This window comes from Pseudomonas jessenii, assembly GCF_002236115.1.
Classification (GTDB): Bacteria; Pseudomonadota; Gammaproteobacteria; order Pseudomonadales; family Pseudomonadaceae; genus Aquipseudomonas; species Aquipseudomonas jessenii.
Window position 1 is genome coordinate 449,264 of record NZ_NIWT01000003.1, and the last position, 25,179, is coordinate 474,442.

At 60.6% G+C, this 25,179-nt stretch carries 24 protein-coding genes; 8 read left to right on the forward strand and 16 right to left on the reverse strand.

Annotated elements, in window-relative coordinates; all coding sequences use genetic code 11:
* The first annotated feature begins 116 nt into the window (after positions 1-116).
* Both PSJE_RS11250 and PSJE_RS11255 read left to right on the forward strand, forming a co-directional pair.
* Positions 117-1,061: an alpha/beta hydrolase gene (locus tag PSJE_RS11250; protein WP_090457399.1), complete on the forward strand. Its 945-nt coding sequence runs from the start codon at positions 117-119 to the stop codon at positions 1,059-1,061.
* 44 nt (positions 1,062-1,105) lie between these two features.
* A complete protein-coding gene (locus tag PSJE_RS11255; RefSeq protein ID WP_007974451.1) occupies positions 1,106-1,576 on the forward strand; it encodes a MaoC family dehydratase in 471 nt (156 codons plus the stop codon).
* A gap of 123 nt (positions 1,577-1,699) precedes the next feature.
* Here PSJE_RS11255 and PSJE_RS11260 read toward each other — a convergent pair whose 3' ends face one another.
* Positions 1,700-2,167, reverse strand: a complete 468-nt coding sequence (locus PSJE_RS11260) for a ferritin-like domain-containing protein (protein ID WP_057713558.1) — start codon at positions 2,165-2,167, stop codon at positions 1,700-1,702.
* Positions 2,168-2,370: 203 nt separating this feature from the next.
* Between PSJE_RS11260 and PSJE_RS11265 the strand changes: the two genes are divergently transcribed.
* On the forward strand, positions 2,371-2,607 hold the full coding sequence (locus PSJE_RS11265) for a DUF3820 family protein (protein WP_003227425.1): 237 nt from the start codon (positions 2,371-2,373) through the stop codon (positions 2,605-2,607).
* Between the two features lie 19 nt (positions 2,608-2,626).
* Positions 2,627-3,808, forward strand: coding sequence for an aminotransferase class V-fold PLP-dependent enzyme (locus PSJE_RS11270; protein WP_090457401.1), 1,182 nt, complete (start codon positions 2,627-2,629; stop codon positions 3,806-3,808).
* 2 nt (positions 3,809-3,810) lie between these two features.
* Here the strand turns inward: PSJE_RS11270 and PSJE_RS11275 are convergent, their stop codons facing one another.
* From PSJE_RS11275 to zwf, 4 genes are all read right to left on the reverse strand, one after another.
* Positions 3,811-4,536, reverse strand: a complete 726-nt coding sequence (locus PSJE_RS11275) for an intradiol ring-cleavage dioxygenase (protein ID WP_090457403.1) — start codon at positions 4,534-4,536, stop codon at positions 3,811-3,813.
* A gap of 275 nt (positions 4,537-4,811) precedes the next feature.
* Complete coding sequence (locus PSJE_RS11280; RefSeq protein ID WP_008050561.1) at positions 4,812-5,477, reverse strand: bifunctional 4-hydroxy-2-oxoglutarate aldolase/2-dehydro-3-deoxy-phosphogluconate aldolase; 666 nt, start codon at positions 5,475-5,477, stop codon at positions 4,812-4,814.
* A gap of 17 nt (positions 5,478-5,494) precedes the next feature.
* Complete coding sequence (gene pgl / locus PSJE_RS11285; protein ID WP_090457404.1) at positions 5,495-6,208, reverse strand: 6-phosphogluconolactonase; 714 nt, start codon at positions 6,206-6,208, stop codon at positions 5,495-5,497.
* On the reverse strand, positions 6,195-7,664 hold the full coding sequence (gene zwf, locus PSJE_RS11290; RefSeq protein ID WP_057713554.1) for a glucose-6-phosphate dehydrogenase: 1,470 nt from the start codon (positions 7,662-7,664) through the stop codon (positions 6,195-6,197). The genes pgl and zwf overlap by 14 nt, the downstream gene beginning before the upstream one ends.
* Before the next feature lie 226 nt (positions 7,665-7,890).
* Here zwf and PSJE_RS11295 point away from each other — a divergent pair, with 226 nt between their 5' ends.
* Positions 7,891-8,751 (forward strand): MurR/RpiR family transcriptional regulator, encoded by an 861-nt coding sequence (locus PSJE_RS11295; protein WP_170948639.1) that lies wholly within the window; start codon positions 7,891-7,893, stop codon positions 8,749-8,751.
* A gap of 167 nt (positions 8,752-8,918) precedes the next feature.
* On the opposite strand, the gene PSJE_RS11300 is transcribed toward PSJE_RS11295, so the two are convergent.
* The 11 genes from PSJE_RS11300 to edd all read right to left on the reverse strand — a co-directional run bounded on the left by PSJE_RS11300 (position 8,919) and on the right by edd (position 22,655).
* Positions 8,919-9,773, reverse strand: coding sequence for a D-hexose-6-phosphate mutarotase (locus tag PSJE_RS11300; RefSeq protein ID WP_090457406.1), 855 nt, complete (start codon positions 9,771-9,773; stop codon positions 8,919-8,921).
* A 114-nt stretch (positions 9,774-9,887) separates the two neighbouring features.
* On the reverse strand, positions 9,888-11,234 hold the full coding sequence (locus PSJE_RS11305) for a carbohydrate porin (RefSeq protein ID WP_090457408.1): 1,347 nt from the start codon (positions 11,232-11,234) through the stop codon (positions 9,888-9,890).
* 206 nt (positions 11,235-11,440) lie between these two features.
* Complete coding sequence (locus tag PSJE_RS11310) at positions 11,441-12,601, reverse strand: ABC transporter ATP-binding protein (protein ID WP_090457409.1); 1,161 nt, start codon at positions 12,599-12,601, stop codon at positions 11,441-11,443.
* A gap of 3 nt (positions 12,602-12,604) precedes the next feature.
* Positions 12,605-13,450 (reverse strand): carbohydrate ABC transporter permease, encoded by an 846-nt coding sequence (locus PSJE_RS11315; RefSeq protein ID WP_007974434.1) that lies wholly within the window; start codon positions 13,448-13,450, stop codon positions 12,605-12,607.
* Positions 13,443-14,351 carry a carbohydrate ABC transporter permease gene (locus PSJE_RS11320; protein ID WP_008032969.1) on the reverse strand — a complete coding sequence of 303 codons (909 nt, stop codon included), beginning with the start codon at positions 14,349-14,351 and terminating at the stop codon, positions 13,443-13,445. Before PSJE_RS11320 ends, PSJE_RS11315 begins: the two co-directional genes overlap by 8 nt.
* Before the next feature lie 200 nt (positions 14,352-14,551).
* The gene (locus tag PSJE_RS11325; protein ID WP_057713549.1) at positions 14,552-15,850 is read right to left on the reverse strand and encodes an ABC transporter substrate-binding protein; all 1,299 of its coding nucleotides are present in this window, start codon (positions 15,848-15,850) and stop codon (positions 14,552-14,554) included.
* Positions 15,851-15,967: 117 nt separating this feature from the next.
* A complete protein-coding gene (locus PSJE_RS11330) occupies positions 15,968-17,227 on the reverse strand; it encodes a D-mannose isomerase (protein ID WP_090457411.1) in 1,260 nt (419 codons plus the stop codon).
* 267 nt (positions 17,228-17,494) lie between these two features.
* Entirely contained in the window at positions 17,495-18,922 is a 1,428-nt protein-coding gene (locus PSJE_RS11335) for an ATP-binding protein (protein ID WP_198530255.1), read from the reverse strand.
* A 31-nt stretch (positions 18,923-18,953) separates the two neighbouring features.
* Entirely contained in the window at positions 18,954-19,685 is a 732-nt protein-coding gene (locus tag PSJE_RS11340; RefSeq protein ID WP_008050538.1) for a response regulator, read from the reverse strand.
* Between the two features lie 169 nt (positions 19,686-19,854).
* Positions 19,855-20,832, reverse strand: a complete 978-nt coding sequence (locus tag PSJE_RS11345) for a glucokinase (RefSeq protein ID WP_090457413.1) — start codon at positions 20,830-20,832, stop codon at positions 19,855-19,857.
* On the reverse strand, positions 20,829-22,655 hold the full coding sequence (gene edd / locus PSJE_RS11350; protein ID WP_057713545.1) for a phosphogluconate dehydratase: 1,827 nt from the start codon (positions 22,653-22,655) through the stop codon (positions 20,829-20,831). The genes PSJE_RS11345 and edd overlap by 4 nt, the downstream gene beginning before the upstream one ends.
* 220 nt (positions 22,656-22,875) lie before the next feature.
* On the opposite strand from edd, the gene gap reads away from it, so the two are divergent.
* The 3 genes from gap to PSJE_RS11365 all read left to right on the forward strand — a co-directional run bounded on the left by gap (position 22,876) and on the right by PSJE_RS11365 (position 25,083).
* Positions 22,876-23,877 carry a type I glyceraldehyde-3-phosphate dehydrogenase gene (gene gap, locus PSJE_RS11355; RefSeq protein WP_007974423.1) on the forward strand — a complete coding sequence of 334 codons (1,002 nt, stop codon included), beginning with the start codon at positions 22,876-22,878 and terminating at the stop codon, positions 23,875-23,877.
* A gap of 145 nt (positions 23,878-24,022) precedes the next feature.
* On the forward strand, positions 24,023-24,487 hold the full coding sequence (locus PSJE_RS11360; RefSeq protein ID WP_057713543.1) for a methylglyoxal synthase: 465 nt from the start codon (positions 24,023-24,025) through the stop codon (positions 24,485-24,487).
* Between the two features lie 77 nt (positions 24,488-24,564).
* A complete protein-coding gene (locus PSJE_RS11365) occupies positions 24,565-25,083 on the forward strand; it encodes an RNA polymerase sigma factor (RefSeq protein ID WP_057713542.1) in 519 nt (172 codons plus the stop codon).
* The last annotated feature ends 96 nt before the right edge of the window (positions 25,084-25,179 follow it).

The following is a 25,179-nucleotide window of genomic DNA, read 5'->3' on the forward strand; positions in this document are numbered from 1 at the left end:
ATTGACCGTATGAATCTTCTTGCCGTGGCGTAGGCTGATCAGACGCCCGGCCAAGGATGCGCTATAAACTGCAACGAGCTGTTTGCGACCAGGCAGCCTCATGCAAAGGAACCGCCATGATCCATGACACTTTCTGGCTGACCACGAGCGACCACAGCCGCCTCTTCGTCAACCAGTGGCTTCCCGACGGCAGCCTCAAGGCAATGATTCTGCTGGCCCACGGCATGGCCGAACACAGCGGTCGCTATGGCCCCCTTGCGCAAAAGCTCTGTGACCAGGGCTATGGCGTATGCGCGCCGGACCTGCGTGGACATGGCAAAACTGCCGAAAACGGGACACTCGGGCATTTCGCCGATGACGATGGCTGGTGCAAGGTCGTGAGCGACCTGGCCAGCCTCAACCAGCACATCGGCCAGCAGCACCCTGGCGTCCCGATCGTGCTGCTCGGTCACAGCATGGGCAGTTACATCGCCCAGGCCTATCTGCTGCACCACAGTGCCAGCCTGCACGGGGCAATCCTCAGCGGCTCGAACTTCCAGCCTGTGGCGCTTTATCGCGCGGCACGGCAAATCGCCCGTCTCGAACGCCTGCGCCAAGGCCGCACAGGACGCAGCGCATTGATCGAATGGCTGTCGTTCGGCTCGTTCAACAACAAATTCAAACCGGCACGCACACCGTTCGACTGGCTCAGCCGTGATCCGGCGCAGGTCGATCTGTACGTCAACGACCCGCTCTGCGGTTTCCGTTGCACCAATCAACTGTGGATCGACTTGCTCGGCGGCTTGCAGCAAATCAGCAAAGCGTCCAATCTCGCGCAGATCGACCCGGGCCTGCCGCTGCTGGTGATTGGCGGCGAATGTGATCCGGTGAGCGAAGGCAAACGTCTCAAGGATCTGGCCGACGCGCTGCGGGCGGCCGGCAGCCAGCACCTGCAACTGACCGTTTACCCACAGGCGCGGCACGAACTGTTCAACGAGAGCAACCGCGATGAAATCATCGCCGATGTGCTGAACTGGATCGCACAGGCCTTGAGCGCTCCTCGGCCGCACCGGTCCGAATAGATTTTTTTTGTGAATTTTTTAATTCGTCACAGGAATTGAGACAGATGACCCAGGTTACCAACACCCCTTACGAAGCCCTCGAAGTCGGGCAGACCGCCAGTTTCAGCAAGACGGTCGAAGAGCGCGACATCCAGCTGTTCGCTGCGATGTCCGGCGACCACAACCCGGTACACCTGGATGCCGAATACGCCGCCAGCACCATGTTCAAGGAGCGCATCGCCCACGGCATGTTCAGCGGCGCGTTGATCAGCGCGGCGGTCGCCTGCGAGTTGCCTGGCCCGGGAACCATCTACATTGGCCAGCAAATGAGCTTTCAGAAGCCGGTGAAGATCGGCGACACCCTGACCGTGCGCCTGGAAATCCTGGAAAAACTGCCGAAGTTTCGCGTGCGCATCGCCACTCGCGTGTTCAACCAGCGCGATGAACTGGTGGTGGATGGCGAGGCGGAAATCCTCGCGCCACGCAAGCAACAGAGTGTGACGTTGACGGAGCTGCCGGCGATCAGCATTGGCTGATTGACGGGGCAAAAACTGTGGGAGCGAGCTTGCTCGCGATGAGGGCCTGACATTCAACATTGATGTTGACTGATCTGGCGCTATCGCGAGCAAGCTCGCTCCCACAGTTGTTTCAACCAGTCGTTACGAACGGGCACGCGCCTGGTTACGCAGGGCCTTGACCTGATCGTGGTTACGCTGCACGCCGTGGTACTGACGCTCAACCAGGTCGCGAATGCCCACCAGATTGTGCTTGTTGATTTTCTCCATGGCGTCGCGGTAAGCCTTCAACGCATGGTCTTCTCCGCGCTCGGCTTCATTGAGCACGGCCTCCTCGCCCTTGCCGGTGAACATCGACTTCACGTCGACCCAGCGACGGTGCAAGTCGCCGCTGACACTGGTGGAAGTTTCCGGATCGCCACCCAGTGAACGCACGGCAGACTGCAACTCCGCAGCGGCCGTACCACAATCGCTCGCCCGATTGATGAACAGGGTTTTGAGTTCAGGGTGCTTGATGTCTTCAGCGCATGTCTTGAACCCGGCCTGACCGTCCTTGCTGGTTTCAATCAGGTCGTTGAGTACAGAAATCGCTTCTTTTTTGATGTCGGTCATTTTTCAACTCCTTACGACGGATGAACGGTGTAAGGAACGTTGCACTCTGCGTGCCAGCTCGGAATCGTCTAACTATTCTTTACTTTTCAAATAGTTATCCATTATCAAAAAATCTGTATCCGTTTTATTTGCATGATCTGTCATTTGGCCTGCATGCAGAATGCCTGTATTTTCCAGACTGACTGAATCAAGACGACTGATCGATGAACCCTGAAAAGCTCGAACTGCTGATCACCCGTGAAATGCCCTTCGGCAAATACAAGGGTCGAATCATTGCCGACCTGCCCGGCCCTTACCTGAACTGGTTCGCCCGGGAGGGTTTCCCCCATGGCGAGTTGGGCGGCCTGCTGGCCCTGATGCAGGAGATCGATCACAACGGTTTGTCGGACTTGCTCGAACCGCTACGCGCCAAACACGGCAAGCCGGCCCCGCGCCATTGAATCACCTACCGAGTACCCCATGCCCGACAACACCCGCCGCGCCCGTGATGAAGCCTTCTGGCGAACCTTTGCCGACCGCTACGATGTCGAACCCGGCCCGCTCAACCTGGAGAACGGTTACTTCGCACGCATGTCGCGCACGGTGGTCGAGGAATATCAGCGCAACATCGAACTGATCAACCGCAGCAATTCGGTGTACGTGCGCCAGCGTTTCGAACAGGGCGACAGCCTGAAGATCCGCGCGCAACTGGCCAGGTTGATTGGCGTACCCGCCGACAGCATCGCCCTGACCCGTAACGCCTCGGAAGGTTTGCAGTCGCTGATCCGCAACTACAACCGGCTGCAGCCAGGCGACCAGGTACTGGTTTGCGATCTGGAATACGACACGGTCAAAGGTGCCATGCGTTGGCTGGCTCGTAATCGCGGTGTCGAAGTGATCGAGATCGAACACGCACACCCGGCAACCTTCGACAGCTTGCTCAATACCTATCGGGAAGCCTTCGCGCGCTATCCGCGGCTGAAGCTGATGGCCCTGACCCACGTCACCCATCGCACGGGCCTGGTGATGCCGGTGCAGGCGATTGCAGCCGCTGCAAAGGAACAGGGCATCGACGTCATCCTCGACGGCGCCCATGCCCTCGGCCAGTTTGAATTCGACCTGACCGAGCTCGGTATCGCCTTCGCCGGCTTCAATCTGCACAAGTGGATCGGCGCACCGCTGACGCTCGGCTTTATCTACATCGCACCCGAACGCCTGGCCGACATCGACCCGGACATGGGCGAGATGCATTTTCCGCCCACTGACATTCGCGCCCGTACCTCGTACAGCACCCCCAACATCCCGGCGCTGATGACCCTGCCGCTGGTGCTCGAAGAACATTGGGCGATGGGCGGTGCCGCGGCCAAGGGCGCGCGGCTCAATTATCTGCGCAACCGCTGGGTCGCTGCGGCGCGGCAGTTGCCGGGCGTCGAAGTCCTGACCCCGGATGACCCACGCCTGTATTGCGGCATCACCTCGATGCGCTTTACCCGGCATGCCGACCAGCAAACCATGGTCGAGCGCCTGCTCAATGAATACAACCTGTTCACCGTGACCCGCAGTGGCGCGGCATGCGGTCCGTGCATCCGCATTACACCGGGGCTTACCACCACCGCGGCCGACATGGATGTGCTGGTCAGGGCGCTGACCGAACTGGGCTGACCTCAGACGGTGTACTTGTCAAAGTCCTCGGGCTTGATCTGTGTCGACACGGCGAACGTGTCGATGCCGATGGTCATCTGCCCGAAGTAGCCGTCTCCAGTCGAATCCCGCCCCAGGGTGTGCACACTCAAGGTCGATTTTTCACCGCCCATGGTTGAGTAAAAATAGTCCTGAGCGTTGGTCAGTGCCGGTACGGATCGGCCGCTGTACGGTCGGCTACCGAGTACCGAACGAGAGGCCACTTCAGGCAGGTAAAGCTGCCCGACCCAGGCGACATGCCGTTCTTGCAGATAGTTGTTACCGGCCGTGATGCGCACGGCGACGTGAATGTGCAATGCGCGACCGGCGTAAAAACCGGGATAGATCGTGGTGAAGCGCACGATGCCCGACTTGTCGGTGAACTGCCCGCCGCGCAGATAGGTATCGTCATCGGTGCGCGGGACGGCGCCGATATCACCGGTATCGACCTCGACGTCCGGGTTGATCTTGCTCCAGCCCGAATAGGCACCGCGGGCATTGCAGTGCCAGATATCCACCAGCGCATCGGGGACCGGCTCGCCGGTCATGGCATCGACAATGGTCAGCCGCAGCACCAACGGAACGCCTTCGGCGCCTTCGCTGATGTTTCTGCGGATCAGTTTGGGGTTGCGGAAATACGGGCCGGCAATCTGTTCGGGAGACAGCAGATAGACCGGTGCTGCGGGTACATCTGGGGTATTGGCGTCCATGACGTTCTCTCTTCCATAAGATGAACGCAGGCTAGCACCGGTCGATTTTCGTTATGCGGTAACTATGTATCGCATGATGTCCTTGTCCCTGTGGGAGTGAGCTTGCTCGAGTTGGCGTCGTGTCAGTCAACATCCATGCAATCTGTCACACCGCTATCGCGAGCAAGCTCGCTCCCACAGGGGTACGACAACTTTCTTCAGGCAAAAAAAAACGGTGCACCGACCAAGCGCACCGTAAAGCCGTAGAACACACAACGAGGTGTAGGGTGAAGCGATCAGTCCAGCAGCGCCAAAGCCTCGGCGGTGCATTCCTGAATGCGGGCCCAGTCGCCGTTCTTGATCCACTCCGGATCAAGCATCCAGCTACCGCCCACGCACATGACGTTTTTCAATGCCATGTAGCTCTTGATATTGGCAGGTCCCACGCCGCCGGTCGGGCAGAACTTCACTTCGCCGAACGGACCGCCCAGAGCCTTGATGGCCGCGACGCCGCCGCTGACTTCGGCCGGGAATAGCTTGAAGCGGCGATAACCCAGGCCGTAGCCTTCCATGATGCCCGAGGCATTGCTGATGCCTGGCAACAGTGGAATCGGGCTGGCGACGCTGGCTTCCAGCAGGTCGCGGGTGATACCCGGCGTGACGATGAATTGCGAGCCGGCCGCTTCCGCCGCCGCCAGCATGTGGCGATCCAGCACGGTGCCGGCACCGGTCACCAGCTCCGGACGCTGCTCACGCAGAATCTGGATGGCCTTGAGGCCGAATTGCGAACGCAGGGTGACTTCCAGGGCCGTCAGGCCACCGGCCGCGAGGGCATCGGCCAACGGCAGAACGTCCTGCTCGCGGGCAATGGTGATCACCGGCAAAATCCGCGCTTTCGCGCAAATACTGTCGATCAGGGCAACTTTATCCGCCATGGAAACGGTCGGGGATGGGTTTGTCATAGCGGCTGTTCCTTGGCTCATGGGCACCAGTAAATCTCTAACGTGGGTTGCAGAAACGCGCGCACCGGCATTTCGGCGACATCGTCACCGGCCAGCGCGAAACTCAGGGTGGTCAGTTTGGACTGACCGGAGATCGACAGAATTTTATGTTTGGCCGAAGCCAGCAGCGCACGGCTCATGGTCAGGCGCTGATGCGGCACGGTCGGCGCCAGCATCGGCCAGCAGCGACGAACGCCATCGACCTGTAATGCCTCGGCAAGGTTCGGGCTGTTGGGGAACAGCGATGCGGTGTGGCCGTCATCGCCCATGCCGAGGATCAGCACGTCGATCACCGGCAACTCCGACAGCAAGCGGTCGGCCTGCTCGGCTGCCTGTTCCAGGTTGGCACTGGCGCTGTACAGGCTCAGGAACTGCGCCTTGGCCGCTTGGCCTTGCAGCAGGTAACGCTTGATCAGACCGGCGTTGCTGTCGGCGTGTTCGACCGGCACCCAGCGCTCGTCAGCCAGGCTGATCACCACGTTCGACCAGTCCAGCGTCTGCTTGGCCAGGTGCTGGAAAAACGCCACCGGGCTGCGGCCACCGGAAACCACCAGGGTCGCAGTGCCCTGGGCGTCGATCGCGTCGCTCAGTTGTTTCGCCACGTTCAGTGCCAGGCTTTCAGCCAGCAGCACCGGGCTCTTGTATGCATGGGCGCTGACGCCCTGCGGCAGTTTCAAATCAGATATCGCCATACCACGACCTCCCGTCCCGCGTGATCAGAGCAATGGAGCTCATCGGCCCCCAGGACCCGGCCGCGTACGGCTTGGGCGCATCACCGGATTTTTTCCACCCGGCGATCAACTGGTCACACCACTTCCACGCGGCTTCGATTTCATCTTTACGGACAAACAGGTTCTGATTGCCACGCATCACTTCCAGCAACAACCGCTCGTAGGCATCGGGAATCCGTGCGCTGCTCCAGGTGTCGGAAAAATTCAGCTGCAACGGACCGCTGCGCAGCTGCATGCCCTTGTCCAGGCCTTGATCTTTGGTCATGACACGCAAGGAAATGCCTTCGTCCGGTTGCAGGCGGATAATCAGCTTGTTGCTGATTTGCAGGCGCTGCTCGGGAGCGAAGATGTAGTGCGACGGTTCCTTGAAGTGGATGACGATCTGCGACAGCTTCTGCGGCATGCGCTTGCCGGTACGCAGGTAAAACGGCACGCCGGCCCAGCGCCAGTTGCGGATGTCGGCACGCAAGGCGACGAAGGTTTCGGTGTCGCTCTGGGTGTTGGAATTGGGCTCTTCCAGGTACCCCGGTACTGCCTTGCCTTCGCTGTAGCCGGCGATGTACTGGCCGCGCACCACTTGAGTGGTCAGGCCTTCCGGGCTGATCGGCGCCAGGGCCTTGAGCACTTTGACCTTCTCGTCGCGGATGCTGTCGGCGGACAGGTCGGCCGGCGGGTCCATGGCGATCAGGCAGAGCAGTTGCAGCAGGTGATTCTGGATCATGTCCCGCAGCTGGCCGGCCTTGTCGAAGTAACCCCAGCGGCCTTCGATACCGACCTTCTCGGCCACGGTGATTTCCACGTGGGAAATGTAATTCTGGTTCCACTGGGTTTCGAACAGGCTGTTGGCGAAACGCAGGGCGATCAGGTTCTGGACGGTCTCTTTACCCAGATAGTGGTCGATGCGGTAGGTGCGGTTCTCCGGGAAGAACTGCGCCACGGCGTCGTTGACCTTGCGCGAGGACTCCAGATCCGAACCGATGGGCTTTTCCAGCACCACACGGGTGTTTTGCGCCAGGCCGACCTTGGCCAGGTTCTCGCAAATCGCGCCATACACGGCGGCAGGAGTCGCAAAGTAGGCGATGACCCGCTGCGAACTGCCGGCGGATTCGGCCAGGGCCACATAATCATCGGGGTTGAGGAAGTCGACGTGCAGGTAGTTCAGGCGCGCCAGAAAACGCTCGACCACGGCTTCGTCCAGCTCTTTGGCACCGACATAGCGGCGCAGCTCGGAGGTGATGAACGCCAGGTGCTCCTGCTCGCTGCCCGGCTCACGGGCCAGCGCGATAATACGCGTGTCCTCGTGCAACAGGCCGGCGCCGTCGAGTTGATAGAGGGCAGGAAACAGCTTGCGCAAGGCCAGGTCGCCAAGGGCGCCGAACAAGGCAAAGGTGCACGGTTCAACCGTAATCGAGAGCATGATGTTTGTTCTTTTATCAAGTTAAGCTACAAATACCTTTTTTCAAGGCATCACTCAAGGGAAAATGTAGTAATAACCACAACATTTTCGCAAAATACAGATTCCGAGTGGTGGTCGGTCGGAGCCATCAGTAGGATAGGCCACCGTTACGGGCCTCACCAAAGGCCCTTTTTGCATTAGCCGCGCGCTTGTTGGCGCAGGTGTAAAGGATACTTATATGGACCGCGTGCGAAATTTACTGGAGCAAATCCAGAATCGCCTTGAAGAGCTGAACAAGGCCGAACGCAAAGTCGCCGAGGTGATCCTGCTCAACCCGCAGCAGGCCACCCGCTTCAGCATCGCCGCCCTCGCCCAGGCCGCCTCGGTCAGCGAGCCGACGGTCAACCGTTTCTGCCGTTCGTTCGGTGTCAGCGGCTACCCCGAGCTCAAACTGCAACTGGCCCAGAGCCTGGCCAGTGGCGCCGCCTATGTCAGCCGTGCGGTGGAGGCCGATGACAATCCGGAGGCCTACACCCAGAAGATCTTCGGCAGCGCCATCGCCTCCCTGGACAGCGCCTGCCAGGCACTGGACCCGAACCTGATCAGCCGCGCCGTCGACCTGCTGATCCAGGCCCGGCAGATCCACTTCTTCGGCCTCGGCGCCTCGGCCCCGGTGGCACTGGATGCGCAGCACAAGTTCTTCCGTTTCAACCTCGCCGTCACGGCCCACGCGGATGTGCTGATGCAGCGCATGATTGCCTCGGTGGCCCATACCGGCGAATTGTTCGTGATCATTTCCTACACCGGTCGCACCCGCGAACTGGTGGAAGTGGCGCGCATCGCCCGGGAAAACGGCGCCTCGGTGCTTGGCCTGACCGCCGAGAACTCGCCACTGGCCAAGGCCAGCACCCTGAGCCTGAACATTCCGCTGCCGGAAGACACCGACATCTACATGCCGATGACGTCGCGGATCATCCAGCTGACCGTGCTGGACGTACTCGCCACCGGCATGACCTTGCGCCGTGGCGTGGACTTCCAGCCGCATTTGCGCAAGATCAAGGAAAGCCTGAATGCCAGCCGGTATCCGGTTGGAGATGAGTTCAACTGATCCAACATTTGCGCTGATCGTTCTGACCTCATCGTCGGAACGCCGCCCGGAGCAAGCTCGCTCCCACAGGGGATTGGTGTTGAACACAAAAACTGTGTTCACCGAAGATCCAGTGTGGGAGCGAGCTTGCTCGCGATGGCGGCAGACGCAGCACCGCAAATCCAGAGCTAAGCCCCCACCCGCGCCTGCAAACTCAAATGCGCCCGCTCCCCAGGTTTCAGACACAGGCTGTCGGTGCCGCCGCTAGCGGCCTCTACGCAAACGAATTCGGATATCTCGTTCCAGGTCACGCCGAGCAACGGGCGTGAACCGGGATGCCACACCACCGTGTCTGCCGTATCCCCGGTATCAATGCACAACGCCCGCTGCCAGGCATGGTCGTTCAACTGCAATTCGCCGTCGTGCTGGAACACCCGCTGACACCCGCCATCAACGCGTAACTCACCTTCCTGCTGACAAACCTGTCGGCTCAACTGATCGTAACCCTGCGCGCCTTCGAGTCCAGACAGCGCTATCTCACTGACATCGCCAATACGCCAGTAAGCGTGCAAAGCCTGGCTCAACTGGCACGGCATGTCGTCCTGATGCTCGGTGCTCAGGCGCAGTTCCATGCGCTCACCCAAGTGCGCGTGCAGGTCCACCTGCCAGTCGCACAACTTCAGTTGCCAGTGCAATCGCACGCCATCGTCGTCACTGTTACTGTCGAGCAGCTTCCAGTCGAGCAACCGCGCCCAGCCATGGGACGGCCAGGCGTTTTCGCTCGGATGCCGGCCATACCACGGCCAACACACCGGCACACCGCCGCGAATGGCGCCGACCTGCGGCCACTTTGCCGCGCACCACAGCCAGGGTTTCTGGCCCTTGGGCTGGAAGTGCAACAACTGCGCGCCCTGACGACTGAACACCGCCTGACACAGCGGATGATCGATCACCAGCACATCGCGCGTCTGATAGCGCTCCCACGCGAACACCGGACGTTCGCGCAAGGATTTGAAGAAGCGTTGTAGCGGATGCTCAAGCATGTGCCACGGTCCTGAAAATCATCTATCACCGGGGTGCGCGGCCCGCAAAAAAAAGCGGACAGCCATGGCTGTCCGCAAATATGCGCACATGGAGAGAAGCTTATCGCAGACGCGTTAGAACACCGACTGAATTTTCAGGCCGGCCACCAGCGCGTTGTCGACTTCATCCACACCACCCGGGTGAGTGACGTATTGCAGGTTGGGACGCACGGTCAGCCAGTTGGTCACGTGGAAGCCGTAGTTGATCTCGTAGTTGTATTCGGTTTCACGAATGGGCGAGAACAGCGGATTGTCGTATTCCGAAACACCGTTGGCCGCGTTGGTCAGTTCAGCGTTTTTCTTCACGTCATCGTTGACATGGATACGGGCGAAACCGATGCCCACGTCATCCTTCGGACGCGCGTCGAACGGGCCCTTGTACACGAACATCAGCGACTGGTAGTTGTCGATGAAGTTGGTGTCTTTGTCGTGGAACGTTGCGTTGGCCGCGATGTTCAGACCACGGGAAGCATCGCCATTGTGGCTGGTCAGTTGCTGCTGCGCGACGAACCAGTAGCCGTGCTTGCTATCGTGGACGCGATAAGGGTTGCCGGTGGTCGCTGCGTTCTGGCCGTTGTCGTCCTTGAGAACGTCGTCGGCATCAGAGGTACTTTTGTAGTAACCGACACGGTATTCACCCGGCAGGTTGTTGACCTTCGGCGACCAGACCAGCTCGACCGGCAGGACGGTGCCATTGGTGCCACTGCCGCTGAGCTTGAAGCCGTTACCGTGCTCCAGTTGCGACGTGTTCTGGTTGTACGCGCCAATCTGGGCGTAGAGCTCGTCATTGATGTTGTACTTCACACGGATCGCCGCCTGGCTCACCGGCCAGTTGTACCAGATGTTGGTGGCCCAGTTACCCACCTGGGATCCGCAGAACGCCAGGTTCTGGAACTCGCACGGGAAGGTGTTGAAGTCTTCACCTTCACCGAAGTAACCGGCCTTGACGTCCAGCTTGTTGTCGAAGAACTGGTGCTGAATCCACAACTGGGTCAGACGGACCATGTGGCCGCGACCATAGACCTCCTGGGAGGAACTCAAGGTGCCGGCACGCGGATCGCCGATACGGTCGTTGGAGATGTTCTCACCGTTACGGTTGGTGAGCTGGATCTTGGCCTGGGTGTTATCCCAGCCAAACAGCTTCTCCAGGTCCAGCGCCGCGCCCAGGCCAAACTGGTCGGCGTAGCGCGCGGTCTTGTCATCGTTGAAGCCGCCATGGAGGTTGCCGCCGACTTCACCGACGTAGTCCATCTTGATGTCGATGCCTTGCTCGATCAGCTTGGTACGCTCGCCACCCCAATCGCCCGTCATCCACCTGGAGTCGGAGCTGAACGCTTCATCGGCCATCGCATTGCCGGCCAGAACCAGTGCTGCCGCTGCTGAAACCTGGCAGATCAACCGGGCCTTGTTCTTCATCTTCATCCCTACTTCCTCGTTTTATTGTTATTAACTTTTCTTTTTTTAACGCGGTTACATCCGGTGCAATGCGCGACAGGCCGCGCATTGCGAATCCCCCCCTGTAGGAGCGAGCTTGCTCGCGAGAAACTTGAGAACACCGCGGGGTGTCAGGTTTCCAGTGTCATCGTTGACGTCCATCGCGAGCAGGCTCGCTCCTACAGTCTTGTTTTTCAGCGACCTTTGAATTGCGCTACGTTGTCAGTGGGAGTCTCGGCTATCGGCACGCCGGCAACCCCCAAACGCTCCCCGGTCTTGGCATCGAACAACAGCACTTTCGCCGGATCGAATTGCAGGGTCAGGGTCTCGCCCACCGCCGGCGCCACGTCCGGCGCCAGGCGGCAGCAGACCTTGGTGTCGTTGAGATTGACGAAGACCAGGGTGTCGGGCCCGGTCGGTTCGGTGACCTGGACTTCGGCACGAATGGTCGGCAACCCGTTTGCTTCGCCGTTGGCCAGGATGATCTGCTCAGGGCGGATGCCGAGGATCACTTCGCGGTCTTCAAGACCGGCGTCCTGCATGCCCAGCGGCAATTCGCAACGGGCCTGGCCGCTGTCTAGCAGCGCCAGCAGACGACCGTCCTTGCGCTGCAAGCGCAGCGGGATGAAGTTCATCGGCGGCGAACCGATGAAGCTCGCCACGAACAGGTTGGCCGGGTTGTTGTAGATGTCCTTCGGCGTACCGAACTGCTGGATGATCCCGTCCTTCATCACCGCCACTTTGTCGCCCAGGGTCATGGCTTCGATCTGGTCGTGGGTCACGTAGACCGTGGTGGTTTTCAGGCGCTGGTGCATCAGTTTCATTTCGGTGCGCATCTCGACCCGCAGCTTGGCGTCGAGGTTGGACAGCGGTTCGTCGAACAGATAAATCTTCGGCCGCCGCGCCAGGGCACGGCCCATCGCCACGCGCTGTTGCTGGCCGCCGGAGAGCTGGCCGGGCTTGCGGCTGAGCAAGTGTTCGATCTGCAACAGCTTGGAAACCCGAGCGACTTCTTCGTCGATTTCGGCAGTCGGCATTTTGCGGATTTTCAGGCCGAAGGCGATGTTGTCGCGCACGCTCATGGTCGGGTACAGCGCGTAGGACTGGAACACCATGGCGATGTCGCGATCCTTGGGGCTCATGCCGCTGATGTCGGCGTCGTCCACCAGGATCGCGCCACCGCTGATGGTTTCAAGGCCCGCGATGCAGTTCATCAAGGTCGACTTGCCGCAGCCCGACGGGCCGACCAGGATCAGGAACTCACCGTCATCGATTTTCAGTTCGATGTTCTTCAGGGTGTCCGGCAAACCGGGGCCGTAGGTCTTGTTGACGTTGCGTAATTCGAGAGTTGCCATGTTCTACCCCTTGACCGCGCCGGACGTCAGCCCGCGCAGGAAATACTTGCCAGCGAATATGTAGACCAGCAGTGTCGGCAGCCCGGCGATCATCGCGGCGGCCATATCAACGTTGTATTCCTTGGCCCCGGTGCTGGTGTTGACCAGGTTGTTCAGGGCCACGGTAATTGGCTGGGCGTCGCCACTGGCGAACACCACGCCGAACAGGAAGTCGTTCCAGATCTGGGTGAACTGCCAGATCAGGCAGACCATCACGATCGGGATCGACATCGGCAGCAGGATCTTCAGGAAGATCGTGAAGAAGCCCGCGCCATCGAGCCGTGCGGCCTTGACCAGCGCATCCGGAATGCTCACGTAGTAGTTGCGGAAGAACAGCGTGGTGAACGCCAGGCCGTAGACCACGTGCACCAGCACCAGGCCGGTGGTGGTGTTTGCCAGGCCGAACTTGCCGAGGGTGAACGAGGCTGGCAGCAGCACGGTCTGGAACGGCAGGAAGCAGCCGAACAGCAACAGGCCGAAGAACAGTTGCGAACCACGGAAGCGCCACATCGACAGCACATAGCCGTTCATGGCCCCGATGAACGTGGAGATCAGCACCGCCGGCACGGTGATCTTCACCGAGTTCCAGAAGTAGCCGCCGACCACGTCCCAGGCCTTGATCCAGCCAATGCCGTCGATCACGGTCGGCCAACTCAGCAGGTTGCCGGTACGGATGTCTTCCGGGGATTTGAAGCTGGTCAGCAGCATTACCACCAACGGGATCAAGTACACCGCTGCCGCCAGCAACAGAGTTGCGTAGATCGCGATGCGGCTGAAACTGATACCCGATTTTCCGAGTTGATTAGTCATGGCGTTTGCCTCGCAGCTCGGAGTACAGGTACGGCACGAGGATGGTCAGCACGGCGCCGAGCATCAGCATGGCGCTGGCCGAACCGATGCCCATCTGGCCACGGCTGAAGGTGAAGGAATACATGAACATCGCCGGCAGGTCGGAGGAGTAGCCCGGACCGCCCGCGGTCATCGCCGCGACCAGGTCGAAGCTCTTGATCGCGATGTGCGCCAGGATCATGAAGGCACTGAAGAACACCGGGCGCAGGCTCGGCAGGACGATCTTCAGGTAGATGGTCGGCAGGCTCGCGCCATCGACTTGCGCAGCACGGATGATCGATTGATCGACACCGCGCAGGCCGGCGAGGAACATCGCCATGACAAACCCGGAGGCTTGCCACACGGCGGCGATCACCAGGCAGTAGACCACGCGATCCTGATCCACCAGCCAGTCGAGACGGAAGCCTTCCCAGCCCCAGTCGCGCAGCATCTTGTCCAGGCCCAGGCCTGGGTTGAGCAGCCATTTCCACGCGGTACCGGTGACGATCATCGACAGCGCCATCGGGTACAGGTAGACGGTGCGGATGAAGCCTTCCTTGCGAATGCGCTGGTCCAGCAACACGGCGAGGAACACGCCCAGCACCAGGCTGATGCCGATGAACATGCCGCCGAACAGTGCGAGGTTCTTGCTCGCGACCCACCAGCGGTCGTTGTCCATCAGGCGCATGTATTGCTGCAGGCCGACCCACTTGTAGCTCGGCATGAAGCTGGAGTTGGTGAAGGACAGTATGAATGTCCAGATGATGTAACCGTAGAAGCCAACCAACACGATCAGCATGCTCGGCGCGAGTACCAACTTGGGTAACCAGCGTTGCAGCGCATCGAACGGTGAGGCTTTGCTGAAAACCGCCACAGAGCTCATCGGGATAATCCAGGTGGAGAAGTGAAATCCGGACAGAGTTCCCCCCTGTAGGAGCGAGCCTGCTCGCGATGGAATCAAGAACACCGGGGCCTGTCTGGATTGGCGCGGTGCCTGGTAGTCCATCGCGAGCAAGCTCGCTCCCACAATGGGATGGAGCTCTCTCTGGGGTTTGCCGCAGGATCACCTGCGGCGATTACGAGTTACTGGGCAGCTTTGACAGCCGAGGCCAGTTGGGCGCTGGCCTTGGCCGGGTCAGCGTCCTTGTCGTTCATGAAGTTGGTGACCACGTCGAAGATCGCGCCCTGCACGGCCAGGGAGGTGGCCATGTTGTGCGCCATGCTCGGTTGCAGGCCGCCGGTCTTGTCGTCTGCGATGAAGTCCTTGGCCGACTTCTGGGCACACTCGTCGAAGCCGAGCTTGTCCATTTCGTTCAGCATGTCGTTACGCACCGGGATCGAACCCTTGTTCATGCTGAAGACTTTCTGGAAGTCGGTACCCAACGCGACCTTGGCCAGGTCTTGCTGGGCAGCGATGTCGCCCTTGCGATCGGCCTTGAGCTTGAACACCGCCATCGAGTCGATGTTGTAGGTGAAGGCTTTTTCGGTGCCCGGGAACGCTACGCACTGGTAGTCCTTGCCGGCGATTTTCTTCGCGGCGGTCCACTCGCTTTTCGCCCAGTCGCCCATCATCTGCATGCCGGCCTTGCCACTGATGACGTCGGCGGCGGCGATGTTCCAGTCACGACCGGCACGGTTCGGGTCCATGTAGCCGGTGATTTTTTTCAGCTCGGCGAACGACTTGGTCATCTCCGGGCCGGACAGGGTTTTCTGGTCCAGGTCGACCAGGGCTTTCTTGTAACCGTCGGCGCCCATGACCGAGAGCACCACGTCTTCGAACACGGTGCTGTCCTGCCAAGGCTGACCGCCGTGGGCGAGCGCGATGAAGCCGGCGGCCTTGAGCTTGTCGCCGGCGGCATAGAATTCTTCGAGGGTCGTCGGGGCTTTTTCGATCCCGGCTTTCTTGAACACTTCAGGGTTGATCCACAGCCAGTTGACGCGGTGGATGTTCACCGGCACGGCGACGTAGTCACCTTCGTACTTCACAGTGTCGGAGACTTTCTTCGACAGCAGGCCATCCCAGTTTTCCGCCTTGGAAACGTCTTTCAACGCGTCGGTGCTGAGCAGGCCAGTGCTGCCCCACTCCTGGATGTCCGGGCCTTTGATCTGGGCAACGCCCGGCGGGTTGCCGGCTACGGCGCGACTTTTGAGTACGGTCATGGCCGTGGAACCGCCACCGCCGGCGACTGCGCCGTCCTTCCAGGTGAAGCCGTCTTTTTCGACTTGAGCCTTCAGGACATCGACCGCTGCTTTTTCACCACCGGAAGTCCACCAGTGAACGACTTCAACGGAACCTTTGGATTCGGCAGCGAGGACACTGAGGGGGAGCGCAGACAGGGAAGCGAGAGAAATGACAGTAGCGAGGCGAGAAATCGCATTCATCTAGGAGCACCTTTCTTGTTGTTATGCATGCAAGTCTGTTGCTTGCGCTGCATAAGATTCTAAACAGGGGATATCCCTTCGCAGGTAACGAAGGGATGCGCGAATGTCACCGCATGGTTACATAGAACCGCTCTGGGACAACTGCCCCAGCGCCGTGGCCATGCTCGGCGCCAGCGCCAGGCGCGGAATCAATACGGCTTGCCAGGCGTGGTAAAGGTCTGGCTTGCCGGGCCAGATATCGGCACTCGGGCGGTTGCGCGGGTCGAGTTCGTGATGCCAACTGCCGTCTTCGCGGTCGATGAAATGACTGTCACAGAATTCCCAGAACAGTCGGTACCAGTGTTCGTATTGCTCTTCACCGGTGCGTTTGAGCAGCGCACTGGCGGCTGCACTGGCTTCACAATGGGTCCAGTGCAGGCGATGGCGGACCACCGCTTTGTTGTCCCAGTCCAGGGTGTAGACAATGCCCGGCGCGCCATCGACGTCCCAGCCATGGAGGCAATTGTGCTCGAACAGTTTTTGCGCATCGGTGACCAGCCAGCCCGGCGTGAGCATCCCGGCCCTCACCCGCGAAGCTTCGAGATGCAGCAACAGCCGCGCCCACTCGAAACCATGGCCCGGGGTGGTGCCGTAGGGGCGGAAGCCGTCGGCCGGGTTGTCGCGGTTGTAGTCCCGCAGTGGCTGCCAGGCGCGGTCGAAATGCTCGATCACCAGGTAATCGTTGGCGGCGGCGTGGCCATGAATTACGCGCTCGACAATCCGATGGGCACGGCTGAGCCAACGGTTGTCATCGGTGACATCGGCCAGGGCGAGGAAGGCCTCGGTGGCGTGCATGTTGCTGTTGGCGCCCCGGTACGCCTCCTCTTCGCTCCAGTCGCGATTGAAAGACTCGCGCATCGCGCCTTCTTCTTCGCTCCAGAAATAAGTGTCGATGATATCGATGGCATCATCGAGCAACGCTTGCGCACCGGGGCGCTGCGCGACTACCGCTGAACTGGCGGCCAGCGCGACGAAGGCATGCAGATAGGCGTTCTTGCCGGTATTGCCGTCGCGATGTTCGGCAGTCGCGAACCAGCCGCCGTGCAGCGCATCCCGCAGTGGCCCGCGAAGTGCCGCGACACCGTGATCCACCAGCTCGGCAAAGCCCGGCAGCCCTTGGACATGGGCCATGGCGAAGCTGTGGGTCATGCGCGCGGTGTTCATGGTCTGGGCTTGCGCATCAGGCGGGAGGCGGCCTTTTTCATCGAGGTTGCCGAAGCCTTCAGGCAGTTTCGAAGCCTTGGCGAAGGCCAGCAGGCGCCAGCCTTCGGTGGCGAGCCATTGCTGATGGGCAGGTGCGTTCAGCCAACTGCTGAAGACCGGTTGGAAGGTGTCCATGGCGTACCTTTTTTGTTGTTATGACTGTGGGGCAGCATAAACAACGGACGAAGGTCGGCTTGTAACGAAGGGGGTGGGTTATGTCACCAGCCTGTGACAATGGACACAGACATTGAGTGAAATACTTGTGGCGAGGGGGCTTGCCCCCGTCCGACTGCGCAGCAGTCGTAAAATCAGCGACCTGATTTTTACAGGCAGTCTGTGGGTGATGGTTTTGGGACCGCTTCGCGGTCCAACGGGGGCAAGCCCCCTCGCCACAGGGTGGTGTCAATCCACTGAGCGGGGCAACTGCAACGTTACCCGCAACCCGCCTTCACGCAAATTCTGCAAGCTGACCTCACCACCATGGCTATGGGCAATGTTGCGGGCAATCCCCAGCCCCAAGCCGTAACCCTGCTGCTGCCCGGCCAGGCGGAAGTGCGGTTCGAACACCTGCTCCAGGCGCTGCTCCGGCACGCCCGGCCCTTCGTCATCGACATGCAGGATGAACGCGCTTTCGTCGTCATCGATGTGCAGGTGCGCGTTCTGCCCGTACTTCAGCGCATTGTCGATCAGGTTGCCGATGCAGCGCTTGAGCGCCAGCGGTTTGCCCGGGTACGCCGCCAGTGCCCGCCCCTGCTGGGTCACGCGGCCGTTGCCGTTCGGCGCGAGATAGGGTTCCACCAGACAGTCGAGCACATGGTTGAGATCCACCGGCTCGATGTTCTCGTGGATGTCGGTGTCTTTCACGCATTGCAGCGCGCCCTTGACCAGCAACTCCAGCTCGTCCAGATCGCGCCCGAACTTGGCTTGCAGTGTTTCGTCTTCGAGCAATTCAACCCGCAGGCGCAAGCGGGTGATCGGCGTACGCAGGTCGTGGGAAATGGCGCTGAACAACTGGCTGCGTTCGGTCAGGTAACGGCTGATGCGCTCGCGCATGGTGTTGAAGGCGCGCCCGACCTCGACCACTTCGCTGCCACCGCCCTCGGCCACCGGTTCCACGTCGGCACCCAACGACAGGTCCCGCGCCGCCCGCGCCAGGCGCTTGAGCGGACGACTCTGCCAGTGCACCAGCAGGCCGATGAACAACAGCAAAAAGCTGCTGGTCAGGACGATGAACCACACCTGCTGCGCCGGCAGGCCCTGCTCTTCAAGACTGGTGTAGGGCTCGGGCAACAGCGAGGCGATGTACAGCCATTCCCCCGGCGCCATCTGGATCTGCGTGACCAGCACCGGAGGATTCACCGGTTCCAGGGTCAGCGCGTAGTGCGCCCAGGAGCGTGGCAACTCATCGAGCTTCAGGCCGCCATTGAAGATGCGCAGGTCTTCCGGGCTGACGAAGGTCACCGAGATGTCCGTGTCTTGGCCGAGGGACTGGCGCAGCACTTCGTCCACCGCCTTGAGCACCGCCTCTTTGCGCGGGGTGATGGGCAGCACTTCCATGCCCAGGGGTTTGTCGTTGAGCGTCACCACGAACCGGGTGCCGCCCATGCTGCGCAACTGGTCGAGCACCAGGGGCCGAAACGCCACCGGTAACGATCGGAAATAGCTGACACTGGCGGTCATTGAATGGGCCAGGCTGCGGGCGCTGGTGACCAGGCCCTCGAGCTGCGTGGCGCGCAGTTGCGACACCCAGATCACACTCGACAATGCCTGGGCGAACAACACCGCCAGCAGGGTCAACAGCAACATCCGCCCGAGCAGCGAACGCGGCATCGGCACCTTGGCGGCGAGCTTGCGCAAAGCCTCAGTGACCATTGCTGGCAACCACGTTGGCCGCCAGTTGGTAGCCGCTGCCACGCACGGTGCGGATCAGCCGTGGCGGTTTTTCCGTGTCGCGCAGGCGCTGGCGCAACCGGCTGACCGCCATGTCGACGATGCGATCCAGGGGCATCAGTTCGCGGCCGCGGGTGGCGTTGCCGATGGTGTCGCGGTCGAGGATTTCCTGTGGATGATCGAGGAACAGTTTCAGCAGCGCGAAATCGGCGCCCGAAAGAATCACCTCTTCGCCGTCGATGTGAAACAGCCGATGGCTGACCATGTCCAGCCGCCAGTCATCGAAGGCCAGCACCTCACCGCCACTGCGCTCCTGACCGAACTGTGCGCGGCGCAGCAACGCCTTGATCCGGGCCTGCAACTCCCGTGGGCTGAAGGGCTTGCCGAGGTAATCGTCGGCGCCCAGTTCCAGGCCGATGACGCGATCGGCTTCGTCGGAACTGGCGGTGAGCATGATGATCGGCACCTGCGCCTGGCGCGGATGCTGGCGAATCCAGCGGCACAGGCTGAAGCCGTCTTCGTCGGGCAACATCACATCAAGGATCACCAGATCACTCGGCGCCTCGTTCAGCGCCTGGCGAAAGCCGGCACCGTCGGGCGTGGTACGTACCTGGAAACCGGCGCGGGTCAGGTAGGTATCCAGCAACTCGCGTATCTCTTGATCGTCATCGACCAACAAAATCGACTTGTTGACTGAGCTCACGGGCGGCGTCCTTGTTGTTTGAATTGGGGCGGATTATGCCTTAAGCACCGATTTTACAAACACCACAAAACCACTGTAGGAGCGAGCCTGCTCGCGATGGACTTGAAGGCACCGCGTACATTCAGAAAGCACGCGTTATCGTTGACGTCCATCGCGAGCAGGCTCGCTCCTACAGGTAATCGGGTTTCAAGCGGGGGATTGATTGTTCCAACGCCACACCCGCGCCCATCAACCCGGAATACGGCGCTGTCACCAGCCACACCGGAATCCCCTTGAAGTAATCGCTCATGCAACCCTTGTCGGCGAAGCAGCGGGCGAAACCACTTTCGAGGAAGAAATCGGCAAAGCGCGGAATCACCCCGCCCACGATGTACACGCCACCGCGTCCACCGGTGGTCAGCACGTTATTGCCGGCCACGCGACCAAGCCAGCAGCAGAACTGCTCAAGCACTTCCACGGCAATCGGGTCGCCCGCCAGCCCGGCAGCGGTGATGGCTTCCGGTGTGTCGAGCACAGGCGTGTGCCCATCCACCGCACAGATCGCCCGATAGACACGGGGCAAGCCGCCACCGCTCAAGGCTGTTTCCGCACTGACATGGCCAATTTCGTTGAAGATGTGCTGCCAGAGCTGTGTTTCACGCGGGCTGCTCAATGGCAGATCGACGTGACCGCCCTCCCCCGGCAACGCGGCAAAACGGCCCGCGCCCAGATCGAGCAAGGTGCCGACGCCCAAACCTGTGCCCGGGCCAATCACCACCGCCGGGCGCAACGGCTCCGGCGTGCCTTCGCAGACCACGCGGAATTCGCCGGGCTGCAAACGGGTCATGCCCAGGGCCATGGCCGAAAAGTCGTTGACCAACAACAGCTGATCCACCTGCAAGGTCTGGCAAAAGCCCTTGCGGCTCAGGCGCCAGTGATTGTTGGTGAACCTGAATTCGTCACCACTTACCGGGCCCGCCACCGACAGGCACACCGAACCGATCGAACCCGGCGCCAGCCCCAGACCATTAAGGTACAGGCTGATCGCATCGATAGGGCTGGGGAAATCTGCCGTTGCCAGCACCTGGACCGATTCCAGCTGCTGGTTTTTCCACAACGCGAAACGTGCGTTGGTCCCACCGATGTCACCGACCAAAGCCAGTTTCAATTAAGCGTCTCCAGAGCAGAAGTAAAGGCGCTGGCGCCCTGCTCCGCCGAGCTGAAGGCCATGCGCATGAAACCGAACAGCTCGCGACCGGTGCCGATGTTGTTGCCCAACAGGCCCTTGGCCGGCGTGCGCGCTGCGAATTCTTCGGCGTCCACCTTAAGCTCCAGGGTGCCTTTGACGCCATCGACGCGGATGATATCGCCCTCTTGTACCCGCGCCAAAGCGCCGCCGACATAAGCTTCGGGGCTGACATGAATGGCCGCCGGGATTTTCCCCGACGCGCCGGACATGCGCCCGTCGGTCACCAGCGCGACTTTGAAGCCGCGATCCTGCAACACGCCGAGGAACGGCGTCATCTTGTGCAGCTCTGGCATGCCGTTGGAGCGCGGGCCCTGGAAGCGCATCACCGCGACAAAATCCTTCTCCAGCAAACCGGCCTTGAACGCATCGGCCAGGTCCTGTTGATCCTGGAACACCATGGCCGGCGCTTCGACGATCTGGTTTTCCACGGCCACGGCGGAGACTTTCATCACACCGCGACCCAGGTTGCCTTCCATCACCCGCAGGCCACCTTCGGCCGAGAACGCGCGGGCGACCGGACGCAGGATGCTTTCGTCGAGGCTGTCGGTCACGCCTTCACGCCAGACCAGTTGGCCATTGTCGAGGAACGGCTCCTGGGTGTAGCGGCTCAGGCCGTGGCCCATCACGGTGTTGACGTTTTCGTGGAGCAGCCCGGCTTCCAGCAGTTCGCGGATCAGGAACGACATACCGCCCGCGGCCTGGAAGTGGTTGATGTCGGCTTTGCCGTTCGGGTAGACGTGGCTCAGGGTCGGCACGACTTCGGAGAGGTCGGCCATGTCCTGCCAGGTCAATTGAATGCCCGCCGCCATGGCGATGGCCGGCATGTGCAGGGTGTGGTTGGTCGAACCGCCCGTGGCATGCAACGCGACAATCGAGTTGACCAGCGAACGCTCGTCGACGATTTCGCCGATCGGCATGAAGTCGCCGTTCTGCTTGGTCAGGCGTGTGACCTGGTGCGCGGCTTCGCGGGTCAAGGCATCGCGCAACGGCGTGTTCGGGTTGACGAAGGACGCGCCCGGCAGATGCAGGCCCATGACTTCCATCAGCAACTGGTTGGTGTTGGCGGTGCCGTAGAAGGTGCAGGTGCCAGGGCTGTGGTAGGACTTCATTTCCGATTCCAGCAGCTCTTCGCGAGTCGCCTTGCCTTCGGCGTACTTCTGGCGCACGTCGGCTTTCTGCTTGTTGGAAATGCCCGAGACCATCGGCCCGCCCGGCACGAAGATCATCGGCAGATGGCCGAAGCGCAGCGCGCCCATCATCAGGCCCGGCACGATCTTGTCGCAGATGCCGAGCAGCAGCGCGCCGTCGAACATGTTGTGGGACAGCGCCACGGCAGTGGACAACGCGATCACTTCGCGGCTCGGCAGGCTCAGCTCCATGCCCGGCTCGCCCTGGGTCACGCCATCGCACATGGCCGGCGTGCCACCGGCGAACTGACCGACGGAGCCGATTTCGCGCAGGGCTTTCTTGATCAGTTCGGGGAAGACTTCGTACGGCTGGTGTGCCGAGAGCATGTCGTTATATGACGAAACTATCGCGATGTTCGCGGAGTTCATCATCCGCAGGCTGTGCTTGTCGTCGCTGCCGCAACCGGCCACGCCATGGGCGAAGTTGGCGCACTGCAGCTTGCCGCGCATCGGACCGTCGCTGGCCGCACCGCGGATCAATGCAAGGTAGGCCTCACGCGTGGCGCGGCTGCGGGCGATAAGCCGTTCAGTGACCTCAAGGACGCGGGGATGCATGTGTAGAACTCCAGGCTAACGGATGTGGCGACCTGATTGTCTATGCTGATCAAAGGCCGGTGTCGATGGGATGACAGACGGTTTATTTGACCATTCGGACCAGTTGATTCAGGTCACTCGTTGTAGATCGAACAAAATATTGCCATCAAAAAGGCTTGTTTTCTATTTTTTTACGAATAATCTTGTAATTCCAACAACAAAACGACGGTAGCGCCGCACTATGACTCTTCGAATCGCAATCAATGGTTTTGGCCGCATCGGCCGTAATGTCCTGCGCGCACTCTATACCCAGGGCTACCGTCAGGATTTGCAGATTGTCGCCATCAACGACCTGGGCGACAGCGCGATCAATGCTCATCTGCTCAAGTACGACACCGTTCACGGCACATTCGATGCCGATGTCCAGCACGACCAGGAGAGCCTGACGGTCAACGGCGACCGCATTTCGGTCAGTGCCATCCGCAACCCGGCCGACTTGCCTTGGGCCGCGGAAAAGATTGATGTGGTGTTCGAATGCACCGGTTTGTTCACCGACCGGGCCAAGGCCGCTGCGCATATTACGGCGGGCGCGCGCAAAGTGATTATCTCCGCCCCGGCCAAAGGCGCCGACGCCACCGTGGTTTACGGGGTGAACCACGACATTCTGCGCCAATCGCACCAGATCATTTCCAACGCGTCGTGCACTACCAACTGCCTGGCCCCGGTGGCCCAGGTGCTGCACCGCGAGCTGGGCATCGAAAGCGGTCTGATGACCACCATTCACGCCTATACCAACGACCAGCACCTGACCGACGTCTATCACGTCGATCCGTACCGCGCCCGTTCGGCCACCCAGAACATGATCCCGAGCAAGACCGGTGCTGCTGAAGCGGTGGGCCTGGTGCTGCCGGAACTGGCGGGCAAATTGACCGGCATGTCGGTGCGCGTACCGGTCATCAATGTATCGCTGGTAGACCTGACGGTGCAGCTCAAGCGCGAAGCGTCGGCCGATGAGGTCAATGCGCTGATGAAAGAAGCCAGCCAGCACTCGAAGATCCTTGGGTACAACACCCTGCCGCTGGTCTCCAGCGACTTCAACCACAACCCGCTGTCGTCGATCTTCGACGCCAACCACACCAAATCCAGCGGCAAGCTGCTCAAGGTACTGGCGTGGTATGACAACGAGTGGGGCTTCTCCAACCGCATGCTCGATAACTGCCTGGCGCTGTGCAACGCCGAATAAGCAGCACGTCCCTTCCTTCTTGTAGGAGCGAGCTTGCTCGCGATGGTCGTGAACGATAACGCGGGGAACCTGATGCCCCGCGGTGTTCTACAGTCCATCGCGAGCAAGCTCGCTCCTACAAGTTGCGCGTCTGGAGCTACCATCGATGATCGGCATCAGCTTTACGCAAAAGACCATGGCGGCGCGCAAGCGTATCGCCCTGGTTGCCCATGACCACTGCAAGGTGTTCTTGCTGGACTGGGCCGAACGGCAAAAAGACAGGCTGGCCCAGCATGATCTGGTCGCCACCGGCACCACGGGGTTGTTGTTGCAACAACGCCTCGATCTGCCGGTGCAAAGCATGATCAGCGGGCCACTGGGCGGCGACCAGCAGCTCGGTGCGCAAATCGCCGAGCAGCGGGTCGACATGCTGGTGTTCTTCTGGGACCCGTTCGAGCCACAGCCCCACGACCCGGATATCAAGGCGTTGCTGCGGGTCGCGGCAGTGTGGAACATCCCGGTGGCGTGTAACGAATGCAGCGCCGACTACCTGCTCAGCAGCCCGCTGATGGATCAGGCGCACCTCCATCGGATTCCCGATTACGCCACCTATTTGCAAGGTCGCGCGTAAAGCGTCACAAATCAGTGCTTGACCACTCGAGTAGATGATAAGCATTATCATCTACTCGAAATGGATCAGGTTCTCCCGTGAGTCAGTCGCGCTTCAACCACGTTTTCCTCACCCAGCGCACCTCCCTGCTGCGCACGCTGGAGCGGATGGTCAACAATCACAGCACCGCTGAAGACCTTTTGCAGGAAACTTACCTGCGGGTGACCCGGGCATTGAGCGAACGGGCCATCGATCATCTTGAGCCCTTTGTCTTCCAGACGGCGCGCAACCTGGCGCTGGACCATTTGCGCGCGCGGCGCATCCATTCGCGCACGATGGTCGACGACGTGCCGCAGGAGGTGATGCACAGCATCGCCGCCGCCACCAGCAGCGCCGAAGACGCCGCCCACGCCGAACAATTGCTGGAGCGTTTGAACGTGAGCCTCAGTGAACTCAGCGCCCGCCAACAGCGGATTTTCATCCTCAGCCGCCTGCACGGGCACAGTTACCAGGAAATCGCCGAGGAGTTGAACGTGTCCCTCAGCACCGTGCAGAAAGAACTCAAACTGATCATGTCGATCTGCATCGGGGTTGCCGATCGCTTGAACGCCAACTGAGCGCCAAGCCCCTGCGCTTACCTGGACCGACTGCGCTGATCATCGGGCTTTGCTACCCTTGGCCCACTTTTACGCTTCACTAAAAAAACAGCCGTG

Excerpts from the sequence above, each read along its gene's own strand:
- PSJE_RS11320 (WP_008032969.1), bottom strand. The coding sequence starts at position 14,351 with ATGAGCTCTGTGGCGGTTTTCAGCAAAGCCTCACCGTTCGATGCGCTG.
- PSJE_RS11280 (WP_008050561.1), bottom strand. The coding sequence starts at position 5,477 with ATGACAAACCCATCCCCGACCGTTTCCATGGCGGATAAAGTTGCCCTG.
- PSJE_RS11250 (WP_090457399.1), top strand. The coding sequence starts at position 117 with ATGATCCATGACACTTTCTGGCTGACCACGAGCGACCACAGCCGCCTC.
- PSJE_RS11315 (WP_007974434.1), bottom strand. The coding sequence starts at position 13,450 with ATGACTAATCAACTCGGAAAATCGGGTATCAGTTTCAGCCGCATCGCG.
- PSJE_RS11255 (WP_007974451.1), top strand. The coding sequence starts at position 1,106 with ATGACCCAGGTTACCAACACCCCTTACGAAGCCCTCGAAGTCGGGCAG.
- PSJE_RS11325 (WP_057713549.1), bottom strand. The coding sequence starts at position 15,850 with ATGAATGCGATTTCTCGCCTCGCTACTGTCATTTCTCTCGCTTCCCTG.
- zwf (WP_057713554.1), bottom strand. The coding sequence starts at position 7,664 with ATGCTCTCGATTACGGTTGAACCGTGCACCTTTGCCTTGTTCGGCGCC.
- PSJE_RS11310 (WP_090457409.1), bottom strand. The coding sequence starts at position 12,601 with ATGGCAACTCTCGAATTACGCAACGTCAACAAGACCTACGGCCCCGGT.
- PSJE_RS11305 (WP_090457408.1), bottom strand. The coding sequence starts at position 11,234 with ATGAAGATGAAGAACAAGGCCCGGTTGATCTGCCAGGTTTCAGCAGCG.
- PSJE_RS11260 (WP_057713558.1), bottom strand. The coding sequence starts at position 2,167 with ATGACCGACATCAAAAAAGAAGCGATTTCTGTACTCAACGACCTGATT.
- PSJE_RS11335 (WP_198530255.1), bottom strand. The coding sequence starts at position 18,922 with ATGCCGCGTTCGCTGCTCGGGCGGATGTTGCTGTTGACCCTGCTGGCG.
- edd (WP_057713545.1), bottom strand. The coding sequence starts at position 22,655 with ATGCATCCCCGCGTCCTTGAGGTCACTGAACGGCTTATCGCCCGCAGC.
- PSJE_RS11275 (WP_090457403.1), bottom strand. The coding sequence starts at position 4,536 with ATGGACGCCAATACCCCAGATGTACCCGCAGCACCGGTCTATCTGCTG.
- PSJE_RS11270 (WP_090457401.1), top strand. The coding sequence starts at position 2,627 with ATGCCCGACAACACCCGCCGCGCCCGTGATGAAGCCTTCTGGCGAACC.
- PSJE_RS11265 (WP_003227425.1), top strand. The coding sequence starts at position 2,371 with ATGAACCCTGAAAAGCTCGAACTGCTGATCACCCGTGAAATGCCCTTC.
- PSJE_RS11330 (WP_090457411.1), bottom strand. The coding sequence starts at position 17,227 with ATGGACACCTTCCAACCGGTCTTCAGCAGTTGGCTGAACGCACCTGCC.
- pgl (WP_090457404.1), bottom strand. The coding sequence starts at position 6,208 with ATGGCGATATCTGATTTGAAACTGCCGCAGGGCGTCAGCGCCCATGCA.
- PSJE_RS11360 (WP_057713543.1), top strand. The coding sequence starts at position 24,023 with ATGATCGGCATCAGCTTTACGCAAAAGACCATGGCGGCGCGCAAGCGT.
- PSJE_RS11300 (WP_090457406.1), bottom strand. The coding sequence starts at position 9,773 with ATGCTTGAGCATCCGCTACAACGCTTCTTCAAATCCTTGCGCGAACGT.
- gap (WP_007974423.1), top strand. The coding sequence starts at position 22,876 with ATGACTCTTCGAATCGCAATCAATGGTTTTGGCCGCATCGGCCGTAAT.